This is a genomic window from Pilosibacter rotomagensis (assembly GCF_045062245.2).
Taxonomy (GTDB): domain Bacteria; phylum Bacillota; class Clostridia; order Lachnospirales; family Lachnospiraceae; genus Pilosibacter.
The window spans coordinates 792,385-810,158 of sequence record NZ_CM170323.1; the positions used below are offsets into that span (position 1 = coordinate 792,385).

The 17,774-nt window shown below is 45.7% G+C and carries 21 protein-coding genes and 6 pseudogenes; 22 read left to right on the plus strand and 5 right to left on the minus strand.

Annotated features, from left to right (window positions below; all coding sequences use genetic code 11):
• Positions 1 to 2: 2 nt before the first annotated feature.
• The 16 genes and pseudogenes from ACI3EW_RS03510 to ACI3EW_RS03585 form a co-directional block, all read left to right on the plus strand.
• A pseudogene (locus ACI3EW_RS03510) lies at positions 3 to 620 on the plus strand (DUF4368 domain-containing protein); the annotation flags it as partial.
• Between the two features lie 4 nt (positions 621 to 624).
• Positions 625 to 1,002: a TnpV protein gene (locus ACI3EW_RS03515; protein ID WP_005944774.1), complete on the plus strand. Its 378-nt coding sequence runs from the start codon at positions 625 to 627 to the stop codon at positions 1,000 to 1,002.
• A gap of 13 nt (positions 1,003 to 1,015) precedes the next feature.
• Positions 1,016 to 1,300 carry a DUF6809 family protein gene (locus tag ACI3EW_RS03520; protein ID WP_215701862.1) on the plus strand — a complete coding sequence of 95 codons (285 nt, stop codon included), beginning with the start codon at positions 1,016 to 1,018 and terminating at the stop codon, positions 1,298 to 1,300.
• Positions 1,301 to 1,431: 131 nt separating this feature from the next.
• Positions 1,432 to 2,964, plus strand: a complete 1,533-nt coding sequence (locus ACI3EW_RS03525) for a hypothetical protein (RefSeq protein WP_015573038.1) — start codon at positions 1,432 to 1,434, stop codon at positions 2,962 to 2,964.
• Positions 2,965 to 3,346: 382 nt separating this feature from the next.
• Complete coding sequence (locus ACI3EW_RS03530; RefSeq protein ID WP_006060468.1) at positions 3,347 to 3,511, plus strand: hypothetical protein; 165 nt, start codon at positions 3,347 to 3,349, stop codon at positions 3,509 to 3,511.
• 53 nt (positions 3,512 to 3,564) lie between these two features.
• Positions 3,565 to 4,089: a hypothetical protein gene (locus ACI3EW_RS03535; protein WP_112146230.1), complete on the plus strand. Its 525-nt coding sequence runs from the start codon at positions 3,565 to 3,567 to the stop codon at positions 4,087 to 4,089.
• Positions 4,090 to 4,216: 127 nt separating this feature from the next.
• Positions 4,217 to 4,576: a DUF3847 domain-containing protein gene (locus tag ACI3EW_RS03540; RefSeq protein ID WP_118533283.1), complete on the plus strand. Its 360-nt coding sequence runs from the start codon at positions 4,217 to 4,219 to the stop codon at positions 4,574 to 4,576.
• Positions 4,542 to 6,038: a MobQ family relaxase gene (gene mobQ, locus ACI3EW_RS03545; RefSeq protein WP_118106549.1), complete on the plus strand. Its 1,497-nt coding sequence runs from the start codon at positions 4,542 to 4,544 to the stop codon at positions 6,036 to 6,038. Before ACI3EW_RS03540 ends, mobQ begins: the two co-directional genes overlap by 35 nt.
• Positions 6,035 to 7,905 (plus strand): annotated as a pseudogene (locus tag ACI3EW_RS03550) (AAA family ATPase). Before mobQ ends, ACI3EW_RS03550 begins: the two are co-directional and overlap by 4 nt.
• 142 nt (positions 7,906 to 8,047) lie before the next feature.
• Positions 8,048 to 8,206, plus strand: a complete 159-nt coding sequence (locus ACI3EW_RS03555; protein WP_006428300.1) for a transposon-encoded TnpW family protein — start codon at positions 8,048 to 8,050, stop codon at positions 8,204 to 8,206.
• Between the two features lie 41 nt (positions 8,207 to 8,247).
• A pseudogene (locus ACI3EW_RS03560) lies at positions 8,248 to 9,063 on the plus strand (VirD4-like conjugal transfer protein, CD1115 family); the annotation flags it as partial.
• Between the two features lie 218 nt (positions 9,064 to 9,281).
• A pseudogene (locus ACI3EW_RS03565) lies at positions 9,282 to 9,365 on the plus strand (Maff2 family mobile element protein); the annotation flags it as partial.
• A gap of 286 nt (positions 9,366 to 9,651) precedes the next feature.
• Positions 9,652 to 10,005: a PadR family transcriptional regulator gene (locus ACI3EW_RS03570; RefSeq protein WP_117470988.1), complete on the plus strand. Its 354-nt coding sequence runs from the start codon at positions 9,652 to 9,654 to the stop codon at positions 10,003 to 10,005.
• Entirely contained in the window at positions 9,995 to 10,510 is a 516-nt protein-coding gene (locus ACI3EW_RS03575) for a hypothetical protein (protein ID WP_118533460.1), read from the plus strand. The genes ACI3EW_RS03570 and ACI3EW_RS03575 overlap by 11 nt, the downstream gene beginning before the upstream one ends.
• On the plus strand, positions 10,507 to 10,737 hold the full coding sequence (locus ACI3EW_RS03580) for a hypothetical protein (RefSeq protein ID WP_118533462.1): 231 nt from the start codon (positions 10,507 to 10,509) through the stop codon (positions 10,735 to 10,737). The genes ACI3EW_RS03575 and ACI3EW_RS03580 overlap by 4 nt, the downstream gene beginning before the upstream one ends.
• A 242-nt stretch (positions 10,738 to 10,979) precedes the next feature.
• Positions 10,980 to 11,191 (plus strand): annotated as a pseudogene (locus tag ACI3EW_RS03585) (hypothetical protein); the annotation flags it as partial.
• Here the strand turns inward: ACI3EW_RS03585 and ACI3EW_RS03590 are convergent.
• The 3 genes from ACI3EW_RS03590 to ACI3EW_RS03600 form a co-directional block, all read right to left on the minus strand.
• Positions 11,174 to 11,323: a hypothetical protein gene (locus tag ACI3EW_RS03590; RefSeq protein WP_015553394.1), complete on the minus strand. Its 150-nt coding sequence runs from the start codon at positions 11,321 to 11,323 to the stop codon at positions 11,174 to 11,176. The pseudogene ACI3EW_RS03585 and the gene ACI3EW_RS03590 sit on opposite strands and share 18 nt — an antisense overlap.
• 34 nt (positions 11,324 to 11,357) lie before the next feature.
• Positions 11,358 to 12,662 (minus strand): Na+/H+ antiporter NhaC family protein, encoded by a 1,305-nt coding sequence (locus ACI3EW_RS03595; RefSeq protein WP_485663280.1) that lies wholly within the window; start codon positions 12,660 to 12,662, stop codon positions 11,358 to 11,360.
• Between the two features lie 83 nt (positions 12,663 to 12,745).
• On the minus strand, positions 12,746 to 14,017 hold the full coding sequence (locus tag ACI3EW_RS03600; RefSeq protein WP_485663281.1) for a hypothetical protein: 1,272 nt from the start codon (positions 14,015 to 14,017) through the stop codon (positions 12,746 to 12,748).
• Between the two features lie 56 nt (positions 14,018 to 14,073).
• Between ACI3EW_RS03600 and ACI3EW_RS03605 the strand changes: the two genes are divergently transcribed.
• The 6 genes and pseudogenes from ACI3EW_RS03605 (at position 14,074) to ACI3EW_RS03630 (ending at position 17,091) form a co-directional block, all read left to right on the plus strand.
• Positions 14,074 to 14,292 (plus strand): hypothetical protein, encoded by a 219-nt coding sequence (locus ACI3EW_RS03605; RefSeq protein WP_485663282.1) that lies wholly within the window; start codon positions 14,074 to 14,076, stop codon positions 14,290 to 14,292.
• Positions 14,293 to 14,349: 57 nt separating this feature from the next.
• Entirely contained in the window at positions 14,350 to 15,717 is a 1,368-nt protein-coding gene (locus ACI3EW_RS03610; RefSeq protein WP_485663283.1) for a hypothetical protein, read from the plus strand.
• 29 nt (positions 15,718 to 15,746) lie between these two features.
• Positions 15,747 to 15,944, plus strand: a pseudogene (locus tag ACI3EW_RS03615) (macro domain-containing protein); the annotation flags it as partial.
• A 115-nt stretch (positions 15,945 to 16,059) separates the two neighbouring features.
• Entirely contained in the window at positions 16,060 to 16,242 is a 183-nt protein-coding gene (locus tag ACI3EW_RS03620; RefSeq protein ID WP_243022381.1) for a hypothetical protein, read from the plus strand.
• Between the two features lie 92 nt (positions 16,243 to 16,334).
• A complete protein-coding gene (locus ACI3EW_RS03625) occupies positions 16,335 to 16,763 on the plus strand; it encodes an MmcQ/YjbR family DNA-binding protein (RefSeq protein WP_485663284.1) in 429 nt (142 codons plus the stop codon).
• Positions 16,732 to 17,091: a hypothetical protein gene (locus ACI3EW_RS03630; RefSeq protein WP_485663285.1), complete on the plus strand. Its 360-nt coding sequence runs from the start codon at positions 16,732 to 16,734 to the stop codon at positions 17,089 to 17,091. Before ACI3EW_RS03625 ends, ACI3EW_RS03630 begins: the two co-directional genes overlap by 32 nt.
• Before the next feature lie 143 nt (positions 17,092 to 17,234).
• On the opposite strand, the gene ACI3EW_RS03635 is transcribed toward ACI3EW_RS03630, so the two are convergent.
• Together ACI3EW_RS03635 and ACI3EW_RS03640 are read right to left on the minus strand one after the other, a co-directional pair.
• Complete coding sequence (locus ACI3EW_RS03635; RefSeq protein ID WP_485663286.1) at positions 17,235 to 17,456, minus strand: ImmA/IrrE family metallo-endopeptidase; 222 nt, start codon at positions 17,454 to 17,456, stop codon at positions 17,235 to 17,237.
• On the minus strand, positions 17,453 to 17,746 hold the full coding sequence (locus tag ACI3EW_RS03640; protein ID WP_485663287.1) for an ImmA/IrrE family metallo-endopeptidase: 294 nt from the start codon (positions 17,744 to 17,746) through the stop codon (positions 17,453 to 17,455). Before ACI3EW_RS03640 ends, ACI3EW_RS03635 begins: the two co-directional genes overlap by 4 nt.
• Positions 17,747 to 17,774: the final 28 nt, after the last annotated feature.

Here is a 17,774-nt window from a genome sequence, read left to right on the forward strand (position 1 = left end):
GTCAGAGAGTTTCCGAGCTGGAAGTCCTGCTCTGCAAAATCTATGAGGACAACATTTTAGGAAAGCTGTCCGACAGCAGATACACCACTCTGGACGCTCAATACGAAAAGGAACAGTCCGAGCTTACCGTTGAAATCTCCGATCTGGAAAAGGCTATCAAGAGCTACGAGAAGCACGAAAAGGACGCTGACCGTTTTATCGCTCTGATTGACAAGTATGAGAACTTCGACAAGCTGACGATTGCCATGCTCAATGAGTTTATTGAGAAAATCCTTGTGCATGAGCGTGACCGCAAGGGCAGTATTCAGACCACACAGGAGGTCGAGATTTACTTCAATTTCGTGGGTCGTTTCGTTCCCCCTGCGTTTGGCGAAGTGGAGCTTACCCCGGAGGAATTAGAGGAAATCCGCAAGCGTGAGGAACGCAAGGACAGGCTCCACCAGAACTACTTGAAGCGGAAAGCCAATGGTAAACAGAAAGAGTATGAGGAGCGCACGAAAGCCAAGAAAAAAGCGGAGATTGAAGCCAGAAAACAGGCAATCCGCACCGAGGATATTGCCAGAGGGGTATTTATCCCGGTGAGCAGTTTGCCGCAGCTGGGACCGAGAAAGGGAGCGTGATTTTATGAAAGAGTTGAAACCGAGAATCCATGAGAACGGTATGGACTATGTGTTGGTGGGCGACTACTATGTGCCGGACTTGAAGCTGCCGGAGGAACGCCGACCTATTGGGCATTGGGGACGCTTGCACCAGTCCTATCTGAAATTGCACCGTCCCATGCTTTACAACGAGCTAATTTTGTCCGGCAGGCTCCACACCGTCGTTGCCGATCTGAACGAGCAGGCGGCAGACAGGCTGGACTTGATTATCCGGCAGATGATGAAAGCCGAGGGCGTGACCGAAGCCATGAAAGCGGAAAATCAGATGTTATGGGTGCAGTCAATGAACTCCATCCGCTGCCGGGCAGAGGAAATCATCAAGACGGAACTAATCTACTGTTGAGAGAGGTAAAGCTATGATTTTGAAAGCCATGTATAATGGGGAGTTTTATCCCTGCGAGACAGTTGTACCTACATCACCGGAATACCGAAAGGCAGTCATAGCCTGTGAAAAGCTCATGGAGCAGTTGTCCCAGCGGCTCAGCAAAGAGGACTATGAGCTGGTGCAGGAACTCCGGGCGCAGACAGCAATCGCCCAATGTGAAGAAAGTGAAAGTCACTTCAAGTATGGCTTTTCCGCTGGGCTGATGTTCAGCAGGAAGCCCATGAACAAGTGCAGCAGAAGAAAGAAAAATAGATGAAGAAAGCCGCCTGAGCAGAAAGAAACTGTTCGGGCGGTTTCAGCATTCGCCAGTAGATTTATTCACACTCTTGTGATAAAATTTACTACAATAAAGAGCGTGATAGCACTAATTTTATGGGGGGATGCTTAATGAATAGAATTTTGAAAAAATTTTTACAGCGGGGTGTCGATTTAAGTCCTGTGGGAGTTGAACTCCGTGAGGATAATACAAATTATTTTTGTACCCCAAAAGGGGCATCGGTTTTTGGATGGGCAGGGATAGATGGTATCCACTTCTGTTTCATTCGTGGATTTGGAGAGATGGTTTTCTCTGTCAGCCCCATGAATACTTCTCCTGATTATGTTCATCCAGTAGCTGAAAATTTTACCGACTTTCTGCGGCTTATACTGGCTTGTGGTGATGTGGCGGCAGTGGAACAAGCGTGGATGTGGAACGAAGCACAGTTTGAAGCCTTTCTCAATGAAAACCCTACAACCCAGGAACAACAGCAAACTTTATCGGAAATTTCAGAGAAGATGAATTTGTTGCCTATGGAACAACCGTGGACATATATCAAAAACCTGCAATCTTCCTTTGATTACAGTCAGATTAAATACACAGAAGATTATTACGATAATGATATGACTTCAGAGGCAGAATTGGTTGCCCCTGAATGGAAGGTCTACTTTGATGGAGATTTCTGGGGACATCGAGGTAAAGACCGTGCCGGAAAAGAGATCAAGCTGGATAAACAATTCGATTGGGCTGGATATCATTGGGTAATTCCGGCAGCTTATTCATGTAGCAAAGGACTTGTCGTTGATTTTTGTATGCGAGTTGATTCAGAAAGCATCCGTGACTTCATGAAAAAATGGAATCTGGACTGGGAAAATGACTCATGTGAAAATTTTACCCGTGAGCAACAGATGCAGATGGAATGGGAAAACCCACTTTGTTTTAACTTCAAACCTTGCTTGAAGTTAAACGAGAAAATATTACAGACAACCCATGGCTGCGCTGTGAGCTTTAATCCTTGTCTGCCAGATGGCGTTATCAATGAGTTGGAAGCAAAATGGGCAATCGACCATTATGGGCTGGATAGTACTTATGGCTGGGTCATATGCAGAGACGTATTTCCTTGGGGGACCAAGCATCACCCTGAAATCAATAAACTTTTTCTTACAATGGAGCAGCAACCAGGACAAGTTCCAGGCTCACATTTCAAAGTTCACGCACCCGGAGATTCATTTATGTTTTCCCATCCTGTTAGCGGAATAACCCATACACTGACCGTGCAGGAAATAGAACAGCAGACAGTTCCTCAAAATAGTTTTGGTTCTGATCGCTGGATTTATCCGACACATTATATTGCCATGAGTTATACACTTACCCCTGAACCGATGGAGAACATTTCGGTTTTTGACTGTGATGAAGGCGATAGACCGATAGAAGTTACACCAGACGATCATTCGTTCCGTCCAGTTGGCAGTAGTTCCTGTTTTGTTGTTGGTGTTATTGGTGGTGCAGATGGTCCGACAGCAGTTATATATGGAACAAATTCACAAGAAAAACTTCATGCTGCTTGTTCTGCTCTGCACTTTGAACCGGTTGGTGATGATGTCGAGTGGCGTATCGTGTTCAATGTTACGCAGTTTGACAAAGAAACATTCCCAATTATCTAAAAATACCCTTAGAACTCTAAGGGCGCACTTCTATACTCTCCTATCGGGAGTATCGTGCGTCCTGCGGAGCTTCATTCTCCGTCAGCAGAAGAAAACTGCTTGACCGAGAATGTTGCGTCACTTCGTTCCGTCAAGGTGGCTACACCCCCTTGCGCCGCTAAAGCGGCTATCCCTTGTGGACTTGCCGTCCGCAAACAGCATAAAATGCTGTTCGCCGCCAGCAAGTTTGAAGGCGAATAAAATGAATTTTATGGAACAAGCAAATCGGGATTTGCAAAGGAGCGTGATTGTATATTTTGTTGGACGCGTTGTTGGAAATGTTGTGCCGTTTAAGTTGGATAGGTAGACGAGCGACAATTTGAAGTTGTGGAGGAAAAGCATTATGAAAAAAATTATGTTTGGTAACAGTTTAATGCTCTTAGGTATTGCAATAATGATTCTTGCAGGTTTAGAGCTGATATACATTGGTATTGTGTGGGCGTCTTTTCTTTTAATACCTGTAGGATTTATTATGGCTGTTATAGGGTTTTTTAGCAAAGACAGTTAAATACCGGTTTGTCGAATTAAGAAAATCGGTAGTTGACAAGGAGTTTTGATAGCATGAAAAAAATATTTCTTAAAATTGTGATAGGGGTTGTTCTTGTTTGTATTTTATTTGTTTGTTTTCTTTATACGAACAATGAGATCGGCGTGACTTCATCTAAGCTGGAGACAGATATTCGTTCGTCGCAGAAGATTAAGGATGATTGGACGGTCGATGGAAGCGTTTCCAGCACGATGGCTGCATATATTTCTTACCCTCAGGATTTGAGTGACCATTCTTTTTCCGTCTATGTCAACCGCCCTGGTCTTTCCTTTGGATACTTTTTCCGTGGGGGTGGAAAACTTTCGGGGGTTCAAAGAGGAATTGCCGAGTACACTGTAGAAGGATATAATGAGCGAGCATTTATTTCTATGAATCAGCAACAGGTAACACAGCTTGAAATAGATGACGGCAACACAATTCAAGCGCTTGACATTGACAGCAATAAACCTTTTGCGATTGTTTTGCCTATAAATGCGGGAACCATTACATTCTATGATGTGAATGGCAATACTGTGGAATACTGGAACAATTCTCTTTGACAACTTCCAGTTTGTCTAACTGAACACAAAAACCGAATACCGAAAATCAGACCGTTGACTGGTCGCACTATGCGAAAAGTCGGCGGTCTTTTTTTATCCCCAAAATCAAAAAAGGAGGTCAAGCACAATGGCAAAACCGAAAACCCTTGAACAGCTTCGAGCCGAAAAGGAGCGAGCCGAGACGCAGCTTTTACAGGAACAGCACAAGCTGGAGCGTTTGGAGAACAGAAAGAAATATCTGGAGAAAGGCGAACGCACCAAGCGCACCCATCGTCTTTGCAATCTGGGCGGCACGGTTGAGAGCCTTGCCCCGGAGGTCAAAGATCTCACACGCACCGAAATGACAGAGCTGATGGAACACATCTTTTCTCTGTCCGAAGTCCAGCGAGCCGTCCGTCACATGACGATTACCCACATCAGCCAAGCAAACAGAGAAAAGGAGTTGAAAGCCGATGGCACTATTTCATCTGAGCGTCACGCAGACTAAGCGAAGCGCAGGACAGTCCGCTATTGCTTCTGCCGCCTACCGTGCAGGGGAACGATTGTATAGCGAGTATTACGGCGAATACAGCGACTACACCCGCAAGGGCGGCGTGATCTGCTCCGATATTCTCCTGCCGTCCCATGCACCGCCAGAATACGCAGACCGCCAGACCCTATGGAACGCTGTGGAAAAAGCCGAGCGTGGAAAGAACGCCCAGCTTGCATACAGCTTTGACATTGCCTTGCAGAATGAATTTTCCCTTGAGGAAAACATCGCTCTTGCAAGGCAATTTTTGTTGGAGAACTTTGTGAGCCGTGGCATGGTGGTTGACTTCGCCGTACACCAGCCAGACAGAGAGGACGGCGGCATACCAAACCCGCATTTTCATGTGCTTTGCCCCATCCGCCCCATCGAGCAGAACGGCAAATGGGGACTAAAGCAACGCCGGGTGTATGAGCTGGACGAGGACGGCAACCGTATCCGAGACGCAGACGGAAAGTTTGTGTTCAACGCCGTTCCCACTACCGACTGGGGCAGTCCCGAAACGCTGGAACATTGGCGGCAGACATGGGCGGAACTATGCAACGCCAAGTTTGCGGAGAAAGGGCTTGATGTTCGTATCGACCACCGAAGCTATGAGCGTCAGGGCGTGGAGCTTCTTCCCACCGTCCATGAGGGCGCAACCGTCCGGGCAATGGAGAAGAAAGGCATACGCACCGAGAAAGGCGAGTTCAACCGCTGGATCAGAGCAACCAATGCCGTTATCCGGGACATCAAGAAGAAAATCGCTCTCCTGTTTGATTGGATTGCCGAAGCAAAAGCGGAGCTTGCCAAGCCGCAGGCACCCAACCTTGTTTCTCTGCTGAACGCCTACTACACCCAGCGCAAAGCCGGGGCTTATTCCCAGAAAGGCAAAATCAGCAACCTAAAGGAGATGAACGAGACTTTCAATTATCTCCGGGCAAACGGCATTTACAACCTTGAAGATTTGGAAAGCCGTGTCAATGAACACAGCTCCACCACAGAGAGCTTGAAGAAAACGCTGGACGGGCAGACCGCACGAATGAAAGAAATCAAGCAGCTCTATGACAGCTCTGCTGCTTTCCAGAACTTGAAGCCTGTCTATGACGGCTTGCAGAAAATCAAGTTTGAGAAGCCCAGAGCCAAGTACAAGGCAGAGCATGAAGCGGAACTGATACAGTTCTACGCCGCCAGACGAAAGCTGACCGGGGAGTTCCCGGACGGCAAGGTGGATATGAAAAAGCTGTCCGACGAGTATGACGAGCTGGAACAGGCGCACGAAACCACCTATGGCGAGTTTAAGGCTGTCAGAGACGATTTACACCGCCTTTGGAAGGTCAAGTCATGCGTAGATACTGCCGCCCGATTTAACGAGCGTACAGAGGAACAAAAGCTCCAAAATCGACCCCAAACACGACAGAAAAAGGAGGAACTATCCCGATGAATTACACCCAAGCACAGATTGACCGGGCAAATGCCGTCAGTCTGGAAGATTTTCTCCGCACACAGGGAGAGACACTGATAAAAAGCGGACGAGAATACCGCTGGAAAGAACATGACAGTCTGACCGTCCGGGGAAACAAGTGGTTTCGCCACAGCCAGAGCAAGGGCGGCTATCCCATTGATTTCGTCATGGAGTTTTACGGCAAGTCCTTTCCCGAAGCTGTCCAGATGTTGACAGGCGAAAACGGCGAGGACAGACCGAAGCCACCACAGCACCGCCCACAGCGTTCCACTTGCCCTTGCACAACAGAACAGCCGACAGAGCAATTCAATATCTTTGCGAAAGCCGAGGTCTCAACAAAACGCTTGTTGAGACTTTTCTTCTTTCCGGGGATATTTACGAGGACGCAAAGCGGCACAATGTTGTGTTTGTCGGCAGAGACCGAAGTGGTACGCCGAGATACGCCCATGTGCGAGGAACGGCAGACCCATTCAGACAGGACATTGCCGGGGCTGACAAGTCCTATCCGTTCCGCTATGAGGGAAACGGCAATCAGCTCTTTGTCTTTGAAGCACCGATTGACCTGTTATCATTCATCTGCCTTTATCCGCAGGACTGGCAGACAAGAAGCTATCTTGCCCTGGGCGGCGTTTCTGGCAAAGCCCTTGACCGTTTTCTTTCTGAGCGCAAGGACACCCAAAAAGTGTTCCTCTGCCTTGACAGCGACACCGCAGGAAGCGAAGCCTGTACCCGACTGGCACAGTCCATTCCCAGCGAGATCGCCGTCATTCGCCTTGTCCCGGCAAGGAAAGACTGGAACGATGTTCTCCGTCAGCAAAAGGACATTCCGAGTCACAAATTCATAGCCGAAACAATCACGCTGCGAGAGTTGCCTACCGCCCAGCCTGTCCCCATGCTCCGCATGGCAGATGTGGAGCTGACGAGCGTGGAATGGCTATGGTTTCCCTATATCCCCTTTGGAAAGCTGACGATCATACAGGGCAACCCCGGCGAGGGCAAGACCTACTTTGCCATGCGTCTTGCGGCGGCTTGCACCAACCGAAAGCCCTTACCCGGTATGGAGACACTTGAGCCTTTCAATATCATCTATCAGACCGCCGAGGACGGTCTGGGCGATACCGTTAAGCCCCGGCTGATGGAAGCTGACGCAGACCTTGAACGAGTGCTTGTTATTGACGATAGAGACACGCCGCTGACCCTTGCTGATGAGCGCATCGCAAGAGCAATCCGAGAGAACAACGCAAGGCTGGTTATCATTGACCCGATGCAGGCGTTTCTGGGCGCAGATGTGGACATGAACCGGGCAAATGAAGTCCGTCCCATCTTCCGTAGTCTGGGAGACATTGCACAGGCTACCGGATGCGCTATCGTGCTGATCGGACACCTGAACAAAGCCGCAGGAACGCAAAGCACCTATCGGGGATTAGGGTCTATCGACATTACGGCGGCAGTCCGCAGTCTGCTTTTTATCGGCAAGCTGAAGGACAGCCCCACAACGAGGGTGCTTATCCATGAGAAAAGCTCCCTTGCACCGCCCGGACAGTCCCTTGCCTTTTCTCTGGGAGACGAGAAAGGCTTTGAGTGGATAGGGGCTTATGACATTACCGCTGACGAGCTTCTTGCCGGGACGGACACCGCCAAGACCGAGAGCAAGACCGCACAGGCGCAAATGCTCATTCTGGAACTGCTTGCGGACGGAAAGCGTATGCCGAGCGCAGAACTGGAAAAGGCAGTCAATGAGCGTGGGATTTCCTCACGCACCATGAGAACGGCAAAGAGCCGTATCGGGGACAGACTTGTGACCGAGAAAGACGGCACAGTATGGGTCTGCTATCTCCGAGACTGACAACAGGAACACGGCAAGCATGGCAAAGACGGCAAGGTTTTTATAGATACCTTAATGTTGCCGCCTTGCCTTGTTCCCTCATACCGACACCGCCCGATGATGAACAGTCACCGGGTATTTTTCATTTACAGGAGGATTTTGAATGAACAATACCGCAACCAACACCGCCACTTGCCCGACTGTCAGAAAGCAGATCGGCAAGACCACCTATATCGTCCGTGTGCATTTCAGCCAGACCGCAAAAGAAACGATGGAGGACAAAATCAAGCGTCTGCTCCGTGAGGAAGTCCGCAAAATGTGACTTCTTTTTGAATTTGATGAAAAAGTCCTTGACTTTTCGTCTCTGGCAAGACCACTAAGTCGATTTTGATTTCCTGCGGTGCGCGTCTGGCCGTATTTGATATTGCGGAGCTGCTCGAGGTTACATCCTACGATGAGTTGGAACTGGATACGCTGGGAGACAGAAAAACGGCCCTGTTCCTCATTATGAGTGATACGGATGACAGTTTTAACTTTCTCATTTCCATGTGCTACACCCAGTTATTCAACCTGCTTTGTGAAAAGGCCGATGATGTGTATGGCGGCAGGCTTCCGGTTCATGTGCGCTGTTTGATTGATGAGTGTGCTAACATCGGGCAGATTCCGAAGCTGGAAAAGCTGGTGGCCACCATCCGAAGCCGTGAAATCTCTGCCTGTCTGGTGTTGCAGGCACAGAGCCAGCTCAAGGCAATTTACAAAGATAATGCCGATACCATCATCGGCAATATGGATACTTCCATCTTCCTGGGTGGCAAAGAGCCAACAACGCTGAAAGAGCTGGCGGCTGTTCTGGGAAAGGAGACCATAGACACTTACAACACCGGAGAGAGCCGGGGACGGGAGACCTCCCACTCGCTCAACTATCAGAAATTGGGAAAAGAGCTGATGAGCCAGGACGAGCTGGCAGTTATGGATGGCGGCAAGTGCATCTTGCAGTTGCGCGGTGTGCGTCCGTTTCTTTCAGACAAGTATGACATTACCAGACACCTTAATTTCAAATACATAGCTGATGCAGACAAGCGAAATACCTTTGATATTGAAGCATTTTTGTCTGCCAGACTAAAACTCAAGCCTGATGAGGTCTGCGATGTATATGAAGTAGACACGGAGGGCGTGTAATACGGTTCCGCTGAGAAAGGAGTGATCGTATCTATTTGCCGCAACTGCCTCAGTTGAGGCCATTGGCGTACAAAGCGGACAATCGCAAGAAAAATAATGAAAAAGGAGGACAGCCGGAATCATGCCCCCGGAAACCGGGCGGCAGATTGTTCCGGCTTTTGTATGCCTATGAAACATGACAAACCTATTTTTTAATCAGATTCCGGCTAACAAACTATATGGCATTTTTTGAACAGGCAATTACCGTTCTTCAGACTCTCGTTATCGCTCTGGGCGCTGGTCTTGGTATCTGGGGTGTCATCAAAAAGAACTTAATGTAACAATAAATTTAGTAAGTATTAGAGAATTCAAAAAAATTCAAGGTTTAAATTTATTCTTGTGATGCCACAGTACTGTATTTAAATGGTTCTGTGGCATTGTCACATTCATCTAAGGGAAGCAGTTTTTATGCTTCAACATAAAAATTTCTTTAAAAAGTGTAGAAAATTTATCTGAATAGTTATTTATGACTTTTGATGTGATATACCTTGACAGAAATGCCTTATTATGGTATATATTTAGATATACTAAATATTATGGAGATAGAAATTGACAGAAAGCGATGTTAAGCAAATAAAAAAAGGGATATTAAAAATTCTCATACTTAAATTATTACAACAAGAAAAAAAGTATGGATACGAACTATTAGTGGAAATGTCCCAAAAAAGTAAAGGCTTTTTTAAAGTTAAAGAAGGAACATTGTATCCGATTCTATATAAGCTAGAAGAAGATGGTTTAGTAATAAGTGAATGGGAAATTCCACATGATAAAATGAGGGTCAAAAAATATTATTCTATAACGCAGAAAGGAAAAGATGAACTCAAAGAACTAATAGTGTTTTGGAATTTACTTTCTACAAAAGTACAAGATTTTTTGTTAGAGGATAATGAGTATGAAGAATGAATTAAAACACTACATTAAGGAAATTAATAAGGGGTTGCACCTACCTCATAAAATGAAAAAACGCATAACAACGGAATTATTGTCAGAGATTTACGGCAGGATAGATGATGGAGAGGAGCTAAATTCCGTTCTAACATCTATTGGTACTCCTCAAGAATTGGTTGAAGAATTGGAAGCAAATTATGAACATGAATATGTACAGTTTAAAAAAGGAAACATTTTAAAATTAACTATTTATTCCATAATTGCTTTTGGTATTTCTGCACTTATCATATATTCAGCAATAGTTATCATTTATCCTCAGTTTATTCTTCCCACTATAATAGGTGGAGCCAACGGAAGTACCGCTGTTTTTATCGCATACAAATGGTCTGCAAAAGAATTGATTGGTGGATTAATTATACAAATAATTATACTTATTTTTGTGTTATCACGAATTGTTCGGATATTCACGTTACTTAAAAATAAAAAGGGTGTGCCAAGGAAAAGGAGGAAGATGTTATGAAATTAAGAAGAGTAGTGAGTTTATTGATGTCCGTGTGTCTGCTGGTAGGCGCAAATTGTGTATCGAGTTACGCAAGTGACGCTGATACTTCTGAAACGGCTACAATTCGTGTTTATGACAAAAATACAGCTGATATTCGTATGGCGAACAATGATCGGATATTGCTGGATACATGGACGGTAAGTATTTCTGCAGATAGTTCTGTAAAAGAAGTCAATGCTAAATAGGCTCGAATTGATGATCCTGTCGTTGCAACTTTTAATTACTACTATGATGGGATTAATAGCAATGATGAGCCTCAATATACTGTAACAATGGAGGCAGTGGGACAAATAAAAATCAAAAAATCAAAGTTACAGACGAAAGCAGAAGGAGTATCTACATGGGCGAGTAATACAGAAAGCCATAATTCCTATGTAGCGTCAAATTCTATTACTTATAGCTATACCAGCAACCCTCCATCTGAGCCTGCCGCGTATCGGACAGCCACTACACAAAGACCATCCAGTTTCAGGACATCAACTATCAGCTTTCCCAAAACGAAGATAAGACGGCAATCTTTGAGGGTTGGTGGATTTCCTCAATTATTTTGACAGCTCGATTCATTTCCAGCTGTCTTTTTTGAACCTTGCGGCATCGGAGGAGACCTTTGCTAACTCCATTTCAATCCCGCACAAAGGTTATTCCAGCGTCTTTCCATTCCTTAAGATGGGCGCGGACTGCTGCCTCGCAGACACCATCTTTATGAAGTGCCACTGCTGCTTTATAATTGATTCCGTCCATGATTACATGGGCATGACATTCTCCGAACATTGCTTTCGCCTTCTTTTTCTATCTGTTTTTCCAGTTATGCATTTTTTTCAAAAGAAATAAAGACAAGGGAACTGATGAACAACATATACGGGTAAAACAACCTTGGCAGAATATCAAATGCACTGACTGTCTCACCCAGGCCGGAAGCCGCTGAGATGGCAACCAGCATCTGTGCTCCATAAGGAAGAATTCCCTGAAAGATACAGGAAAATGTATCCAGAATAGATGCTGCTTTCTTATTGCTGATTCCGTAGTTTCCTGACATTTCTTTTGCAATTGGATTTGCCATAACAATTGCGACTGTATTATTCGCCGTTGCAATATCCATCAGACCTACCAACAGACCCATGCCAAGGAGTCCGCCTTTTCTCCCTTTAAACACTTTTTTTATCCAATATAGCAGAGCAGCAAATCCACCATATTCTTTGATCAGTGCACAGATAGACGCTACCAGAATGGCAACCATGCTGGTTTCAAACATGCCTGCTGCCCCGTCTCCCATATTTCCAAGCAAATCCGTCGGCACGATCATCCCTGTCGCAATCATGATGATGGAGCCACTTATGATTCCTGTAATCAGTACCAGGAACACATTTAAGCCAAGAATGCCTCCCGCCAGTACCAGTATATAAGGAATGGTCTGTATCAGATGATATTCTTCCTGCACAACTCCGCCACTGTAATTTTTCACAGACAGACTGTAAATAATCACCAGACTGACAATTGCTGCCGGAAGTGCAATGAAGAAATTTTCCTTAAATTTATCTGTCATCTTACAACCCTGTCCATTACATGCGGCAATTGTCGTATCAGAGATAAAGGACAGATTATCCCCAAACATTGCACCACCCATGACTGTCGCAATACAAAGCGGCAGGTCAAACCCCGATGCTCGCGACACGGCTATTCCAATCGGGGTAATTAAAGTAATGGTTCCTACGGAAGTCCCCATTGCAAGTGATACAAAACAACTTACTACAAAAAGCACCACAACCGCGAACTGAGGCGGTATCAGTGACAGAATAAAATATGCCACACTGTTTGCTGATGTTCTTCCAACAACACCCACAAAAATTCCAGCCAGCATAAATATGATGATCATGGTAATAATGTTCGGATCGCTGATTCCAACTCCCATTATTTTCAGTTTATCATTCAGGCTTAATTTCCGGTTTTGCAGACATGCAACAAGCAGTGCAAGCAAAAATATAATCACAACAGGAATTTTGTAAAATCCCATCTCGATATTCAGGCCATATTCAAACAGAATCCCCAGTCCCAGATATAAAATCACAAACACCGCGATAGGCAATAAGGCTTTTGCGTTTCTTTTTTCCATTTCTTAATCCCTCTCTACCCCTTTTATTTATCCCAAACTATACCATGCCATGATACCGCAAATGCCTTAAAAAATCAATGACCCTACTTCCAGTGAATCACTGCTTCCACCGAATCCGTATACTGATCATCAGTGATGGACTTGTAACGGGAGCCGTCATACCAGTCGGTGAAACCGTTGTCAATTTTGTAAATATTTCCAGTTTCAGTGTCCACGATGCGCTCGTAACCCAGGGTAGCGTCACTCTGCTTCTGGCTCATGATATCCTGGCTCCGGTTCCGGTTTTCCCAGGAAGACATGATGCTGTCGGACATCTCACTGGCTGACTGGCTGAGAGACTGGGAGGTAGAGGCCGCCTGATTGCTCTGGGACATGGCAAAGCTCTGGAACTCCGGCGTATAATTAAGACTGCTGAGAACTTTATTCAAAGTAGGCTGCCAGTCCTGAAATGTTCCCTTTTCTGCACTGAGGACTGTCAGATTATAGACAGAATAATATCCCATTCCCGTGCCCATGGCAAAGGGAACCACATCCGCCGTGAACATTCCTTCTCCCGTTGTGCCATTCTGTGTAAAATCCGCCCGAAGAATGGAGGGGGAAATAGCAACGCTGCTCATTCCCTGAGTACTTTCAAAGCTCTCTGTCACAGAAAAATCTGCAATGTACGGTGTCTGAATATCCGCATAGTCAGCAGTTGCATTCATTGCGTCTGCAAACTGTGGGAATATTTCAAAGACTCCCTGTGTCGATACATTCGTAAGAATGGGACATTTTCCAAACAAATCACTGGAAAGCGCCATCATCGCCCGGGAATTTTCATCTGAAAATAATGGTTCCATTTTTAGCATAAAGAAAATCTGATTTACCGGATTCTCCGGATCAAAAACATGAATTGCATGAAACATACCGGTGTACATGGCAGAAGATTTCACGCTCCAGCCTTCCGGAATATTCATACTGAATTCTGTACAGCTATAAGGCACCAGCTCCTGAGCAGACGCCAGCGGAACGACTGTCCAGCTGTCCTCTATCGATGCTGCTGTGCTGGAGGCTGTTTGCTCACCCTCTTCTTCATCCGGTGCAGTCACAGCTGCTACGCTTCCTGGCCGTTCAAATACCATCTCTGTATCGGCATTTGCCAGCATCAGCACACCATCCTCCAGCGTATAGAAATCTGCCACATCCTCCATGGTAATACTGCTGTCATCCCAGGTCAGATCATAGACCGTCCCGTCATAATCCATGGTTCCGGTACCGTCCTCCAGGAGATCCAGAGTCATGGCAGTTCCCATCTCTTCCAGATCCTCCTTGCCGACAGTCGCCTCATTTGGAAACACCCGATGAATTCCATTCATCTGAATCACAAAGGCAATTGTGCAATGGTAGCCTTCCTTTGCCGCGGTACACATTTATGGCATTTTTCAACAGCGCAGTGAAAAAGGCGTTCGATGCTTATAAGAAAGAGAACGGCTCTGACAAAAAGCTTCCACGCATCAGCGAGCTGAACGCAGAGTTTGCGATGCTCCTGGAACGAAAGAAAAGCTCCTATGCAGAATACCGCAAGACCAAATCGGAAATGTGCAAAATAATGTACATTGCATCTGTCACTCTATGTGTGGAAGATATATAATAATATCGAAGCGAATGATGAGAAAGTTCTAAATGCAAAAAGAAAGAGGAAGACAAGATGGCAGTATGGAGATTACAGGTGAATACAGGAGGCACAAATGTTGCCGACTATTGCTTGAAAAATCATGTCGCAGCAATGGGATGGAGTCTTCGTGAATTAACCCAGGCAGAACGTTCTGGGATACATACGTTTTTGGATTACTGTAATCTGGCAAGAACTCAGTATAAATCATTCGACAGTGTATGCCGCATGGTAGAGGATGTGAAAGAAGGAGACCTCCTATGGATGCGCTCAAAAAATGAAGGGAAATACTATATTGCGAGAGTTAAGGCGAACAGTACCTGGGTGTTTCGCGAAGATGCAGTACAGATGGATGCAGCGAATCAGTTGACCAATATAGACTGGTATCCAGCTACAGATAAGGCAGATGAAGAATCCGTTCCTGGTGCTGTGGCAACATCATTTATTATGGGTTCAACCATCCAGAGAATTAAGAAAAATGGAGTGGAAGAATACAGTCAGATGTTGTATAACCGTGTCCACGATTCAGCACTGGATCTATTCAATTATCCCGATCCAGCCCTCTCGTTATGTGAGAAGCATTTTTACAGCCTGCTTCAGCCGGAAGATGTTGAGGATTTACTTGCGCTGTGGCTGTATGATACGAAAGGCTACGTTTGCATTCCATCGACAAATAAAATTGCTACGCCAAAGTATGAGTGTGTATTGGTTGACCCAAATGACCTGAACCGAAAGCATATTTACATTCAGGTAAAGAAGGGTGATGTTGATCTCAATACAGATGACTATTCCAGCCTGAATGGTGAAGTGTATTTGCTTACAACAGAAGGAAACGTTCAGAATGCACAGAAATATTCAAATGTGAAAGCAGCAGATCCAACGGTTATCTATGAATTTGCGATCAATCCGGATAAGTCTCATATCATTCCGGAGAATGTTTTATACTGGGTGAAGTTTCTGACAGAAATAGAAAATAATCGATTGAAGTTCTCTGCGTGTAAGGGAATCATGTTTGATACGAATATCTCGTATTCAGACACAAATGAATCCGAGATGATTCTTGGAAACAAAATAGCGGCATATGGAGATGCAAAACGGTATATCGACAGCTTCCGCAAAGGGGATTATGCTCTTTTTTATTCCAAAGGAAGAGGAATTATTGCGGTCGGACAGATTATCACAGACATGCCAACGGAAGTGGCTGATGAAAAATATCATAGTGTCAGAATGATTGTGCCGGAAAATTTCAATGGAGATGTTAAAGCATTGCCTGCTCTTTCTCCGAATGAGATTAAAACAATTTTGAAGCGGAATTTTTATTGGGCATCGACAATCAAAACACCATTCCTTACAGGAGTACAGGTTGAGATGTTGATTCGTGAACTGAAAAAGAAGCATATCTAACGAGGTGGCAGAAGGGGGAGAAATAAGCAATGCCCTTACAGATTATCAGGAACGATATTACAAAAATGAGCGTTGACGCAATCGTCAATGCTGCCAATACTTCTCTTTTGGGCGGCGGCGGTGTGGACGGCTGCATTCATCGTGCCGCTGGACCGGAGCTGCTTGCAGAATGCAGTACGCTGCATGGCTGCGAAACCGGCAGCGCAAGCCTCTATGTTACAGGTGCTGGCAGATATAAAGCCTTACATAACGAAAAAGTTCATGGCGGCACCGTGTATTAAGGAGCAAGACATTCAGGCTATCTGTCAAATCCTTCTGCATAGATACAAGAATGTGCAGCTCATGCAAGGACTGACCAACAACAAGCCGGATTTTAGAATTCAGGTGAAAGGTCTGTTCGGGACAGAAGAGAAACGGTTTGAAGTGGTTGGTGGTGATAAGAAAAGATCAGCAACCAAGAAGAAATCCGACCTAGGCTGGATTGATCGGCTGGAAGAGATAGATGCTGCGCTTGATGATTTCTGATATCAATGCAGTGCGGAGAGGTATCTGAGGCAAAGCTTTGTGCAACAGGTTGTTGCACAAGGTCACACATAAAACAGCGGGGAAGCGATGGAGTGATACGACAAGAATTATTTACATGGATACGCCAGCAGTACGGCACAGAGCCGGAATACCCCTGGCATGACTGGAATGCTGTGCTGCGGCACAACGACAATAATAAATGGTATGGTGTAGTTCTGGAGGTATCGGCTGATAAGTTGGGACTGCCAGAGGCAGGCATCATTGATGTTCTCAATGTGAAAAGTGATCCGCTGCTGATTGGATCTCTTCGCGGGCAGGACGGCTATTTTCCGGCCTATCACATGAACAAGGAAAAATGGCTCAGTATTCAGCTCGGCAAACCGGAGCTGGATGATGCCATCAAAGACCTGCTTTCTTTGAGCTATGAGCTGACAGCACCGAAAAAGCGCAACCCAAAATCATCAGCAAAAAATCCGGGAGATTCCGCAAATGGCAAAGAAAAAGAAACTGACGAAGGTTGAGCGAAAGGAAACACGCCTCCGAAAAGGTAAGCAGTGGCTGCTCACCTATACCGGCTCACCGAAAAAGATGAACAAGCATTACCAGGAACGCTTTCATGTGGATGCTGTGACGGCTGCTAAAGATTTGCAGGAGCTGGGGGTCAACTATACACAGGAGCAGCTCGACCAGATTAAACAGGCTGAAGAACAGCGACTCCGGCAGCGGAGAATGGAGCGGGAAGCGAAAGAGAGGGAACGGCTGGTAGAACTGTATGAAGATTGCGATGGTCGTTTTGCTTTTATCGCAGGATATACAGATGGCGGCGCACCGTATGGTGTGATGTGGTAAGAAGTCGGCACTGATCTTGGACTGCCGTTTGAGGAAAAAGTGAAGCTCTATCACATGCAGATGTTAGGCTGATAATTGTGCAGACGGCATCTGCACAATTTGCAACAAAAAAGAGGAGCCGGTCAAGGCTCCTCGAAGATACGTTATTTCCAAAAGTTACTTTTATGTTCCAGTGCGTGCAGATTATAGCCAAGTGTGGCCAGGTGTGCTACCTTCAGCGCAACCAGATTGATGTCGGTGGACATCGCACTGGCAATCTGCTCGGCTGTGTATCCATATTCATAGATGTAGCGAAGGACTTCATCGCTGTCCATCAAGATCTCCGCTGCTACGATGTTGGCTTCATATTCCGGTTTGGATTTCATATCGTAGAGCATGAACTCATGAATCGGGGTGGTTTCGCCATATTCCGGTGAAGCTGGTCATGCCCTAATTCATGTGCGCATACGATGCGCAGCATATTTTCATCCAGACTGTTATTCAGAAAAATAAAGCGATTTCGTTTAATCACCCGGTACATTCCCTTCAGGGAACCGAAATTTTCGCAAAGCATGACATTGATACCAAGCTGCCTTGCAATTTCAAAAGGGTCTCTGGAACCGCAGCGTTTTACCAGTTTCTCACCGACCCGTGAAAGCTGTTCCGCATTCATCATACCACCTCCAGTTTACAGTATGGCGAAA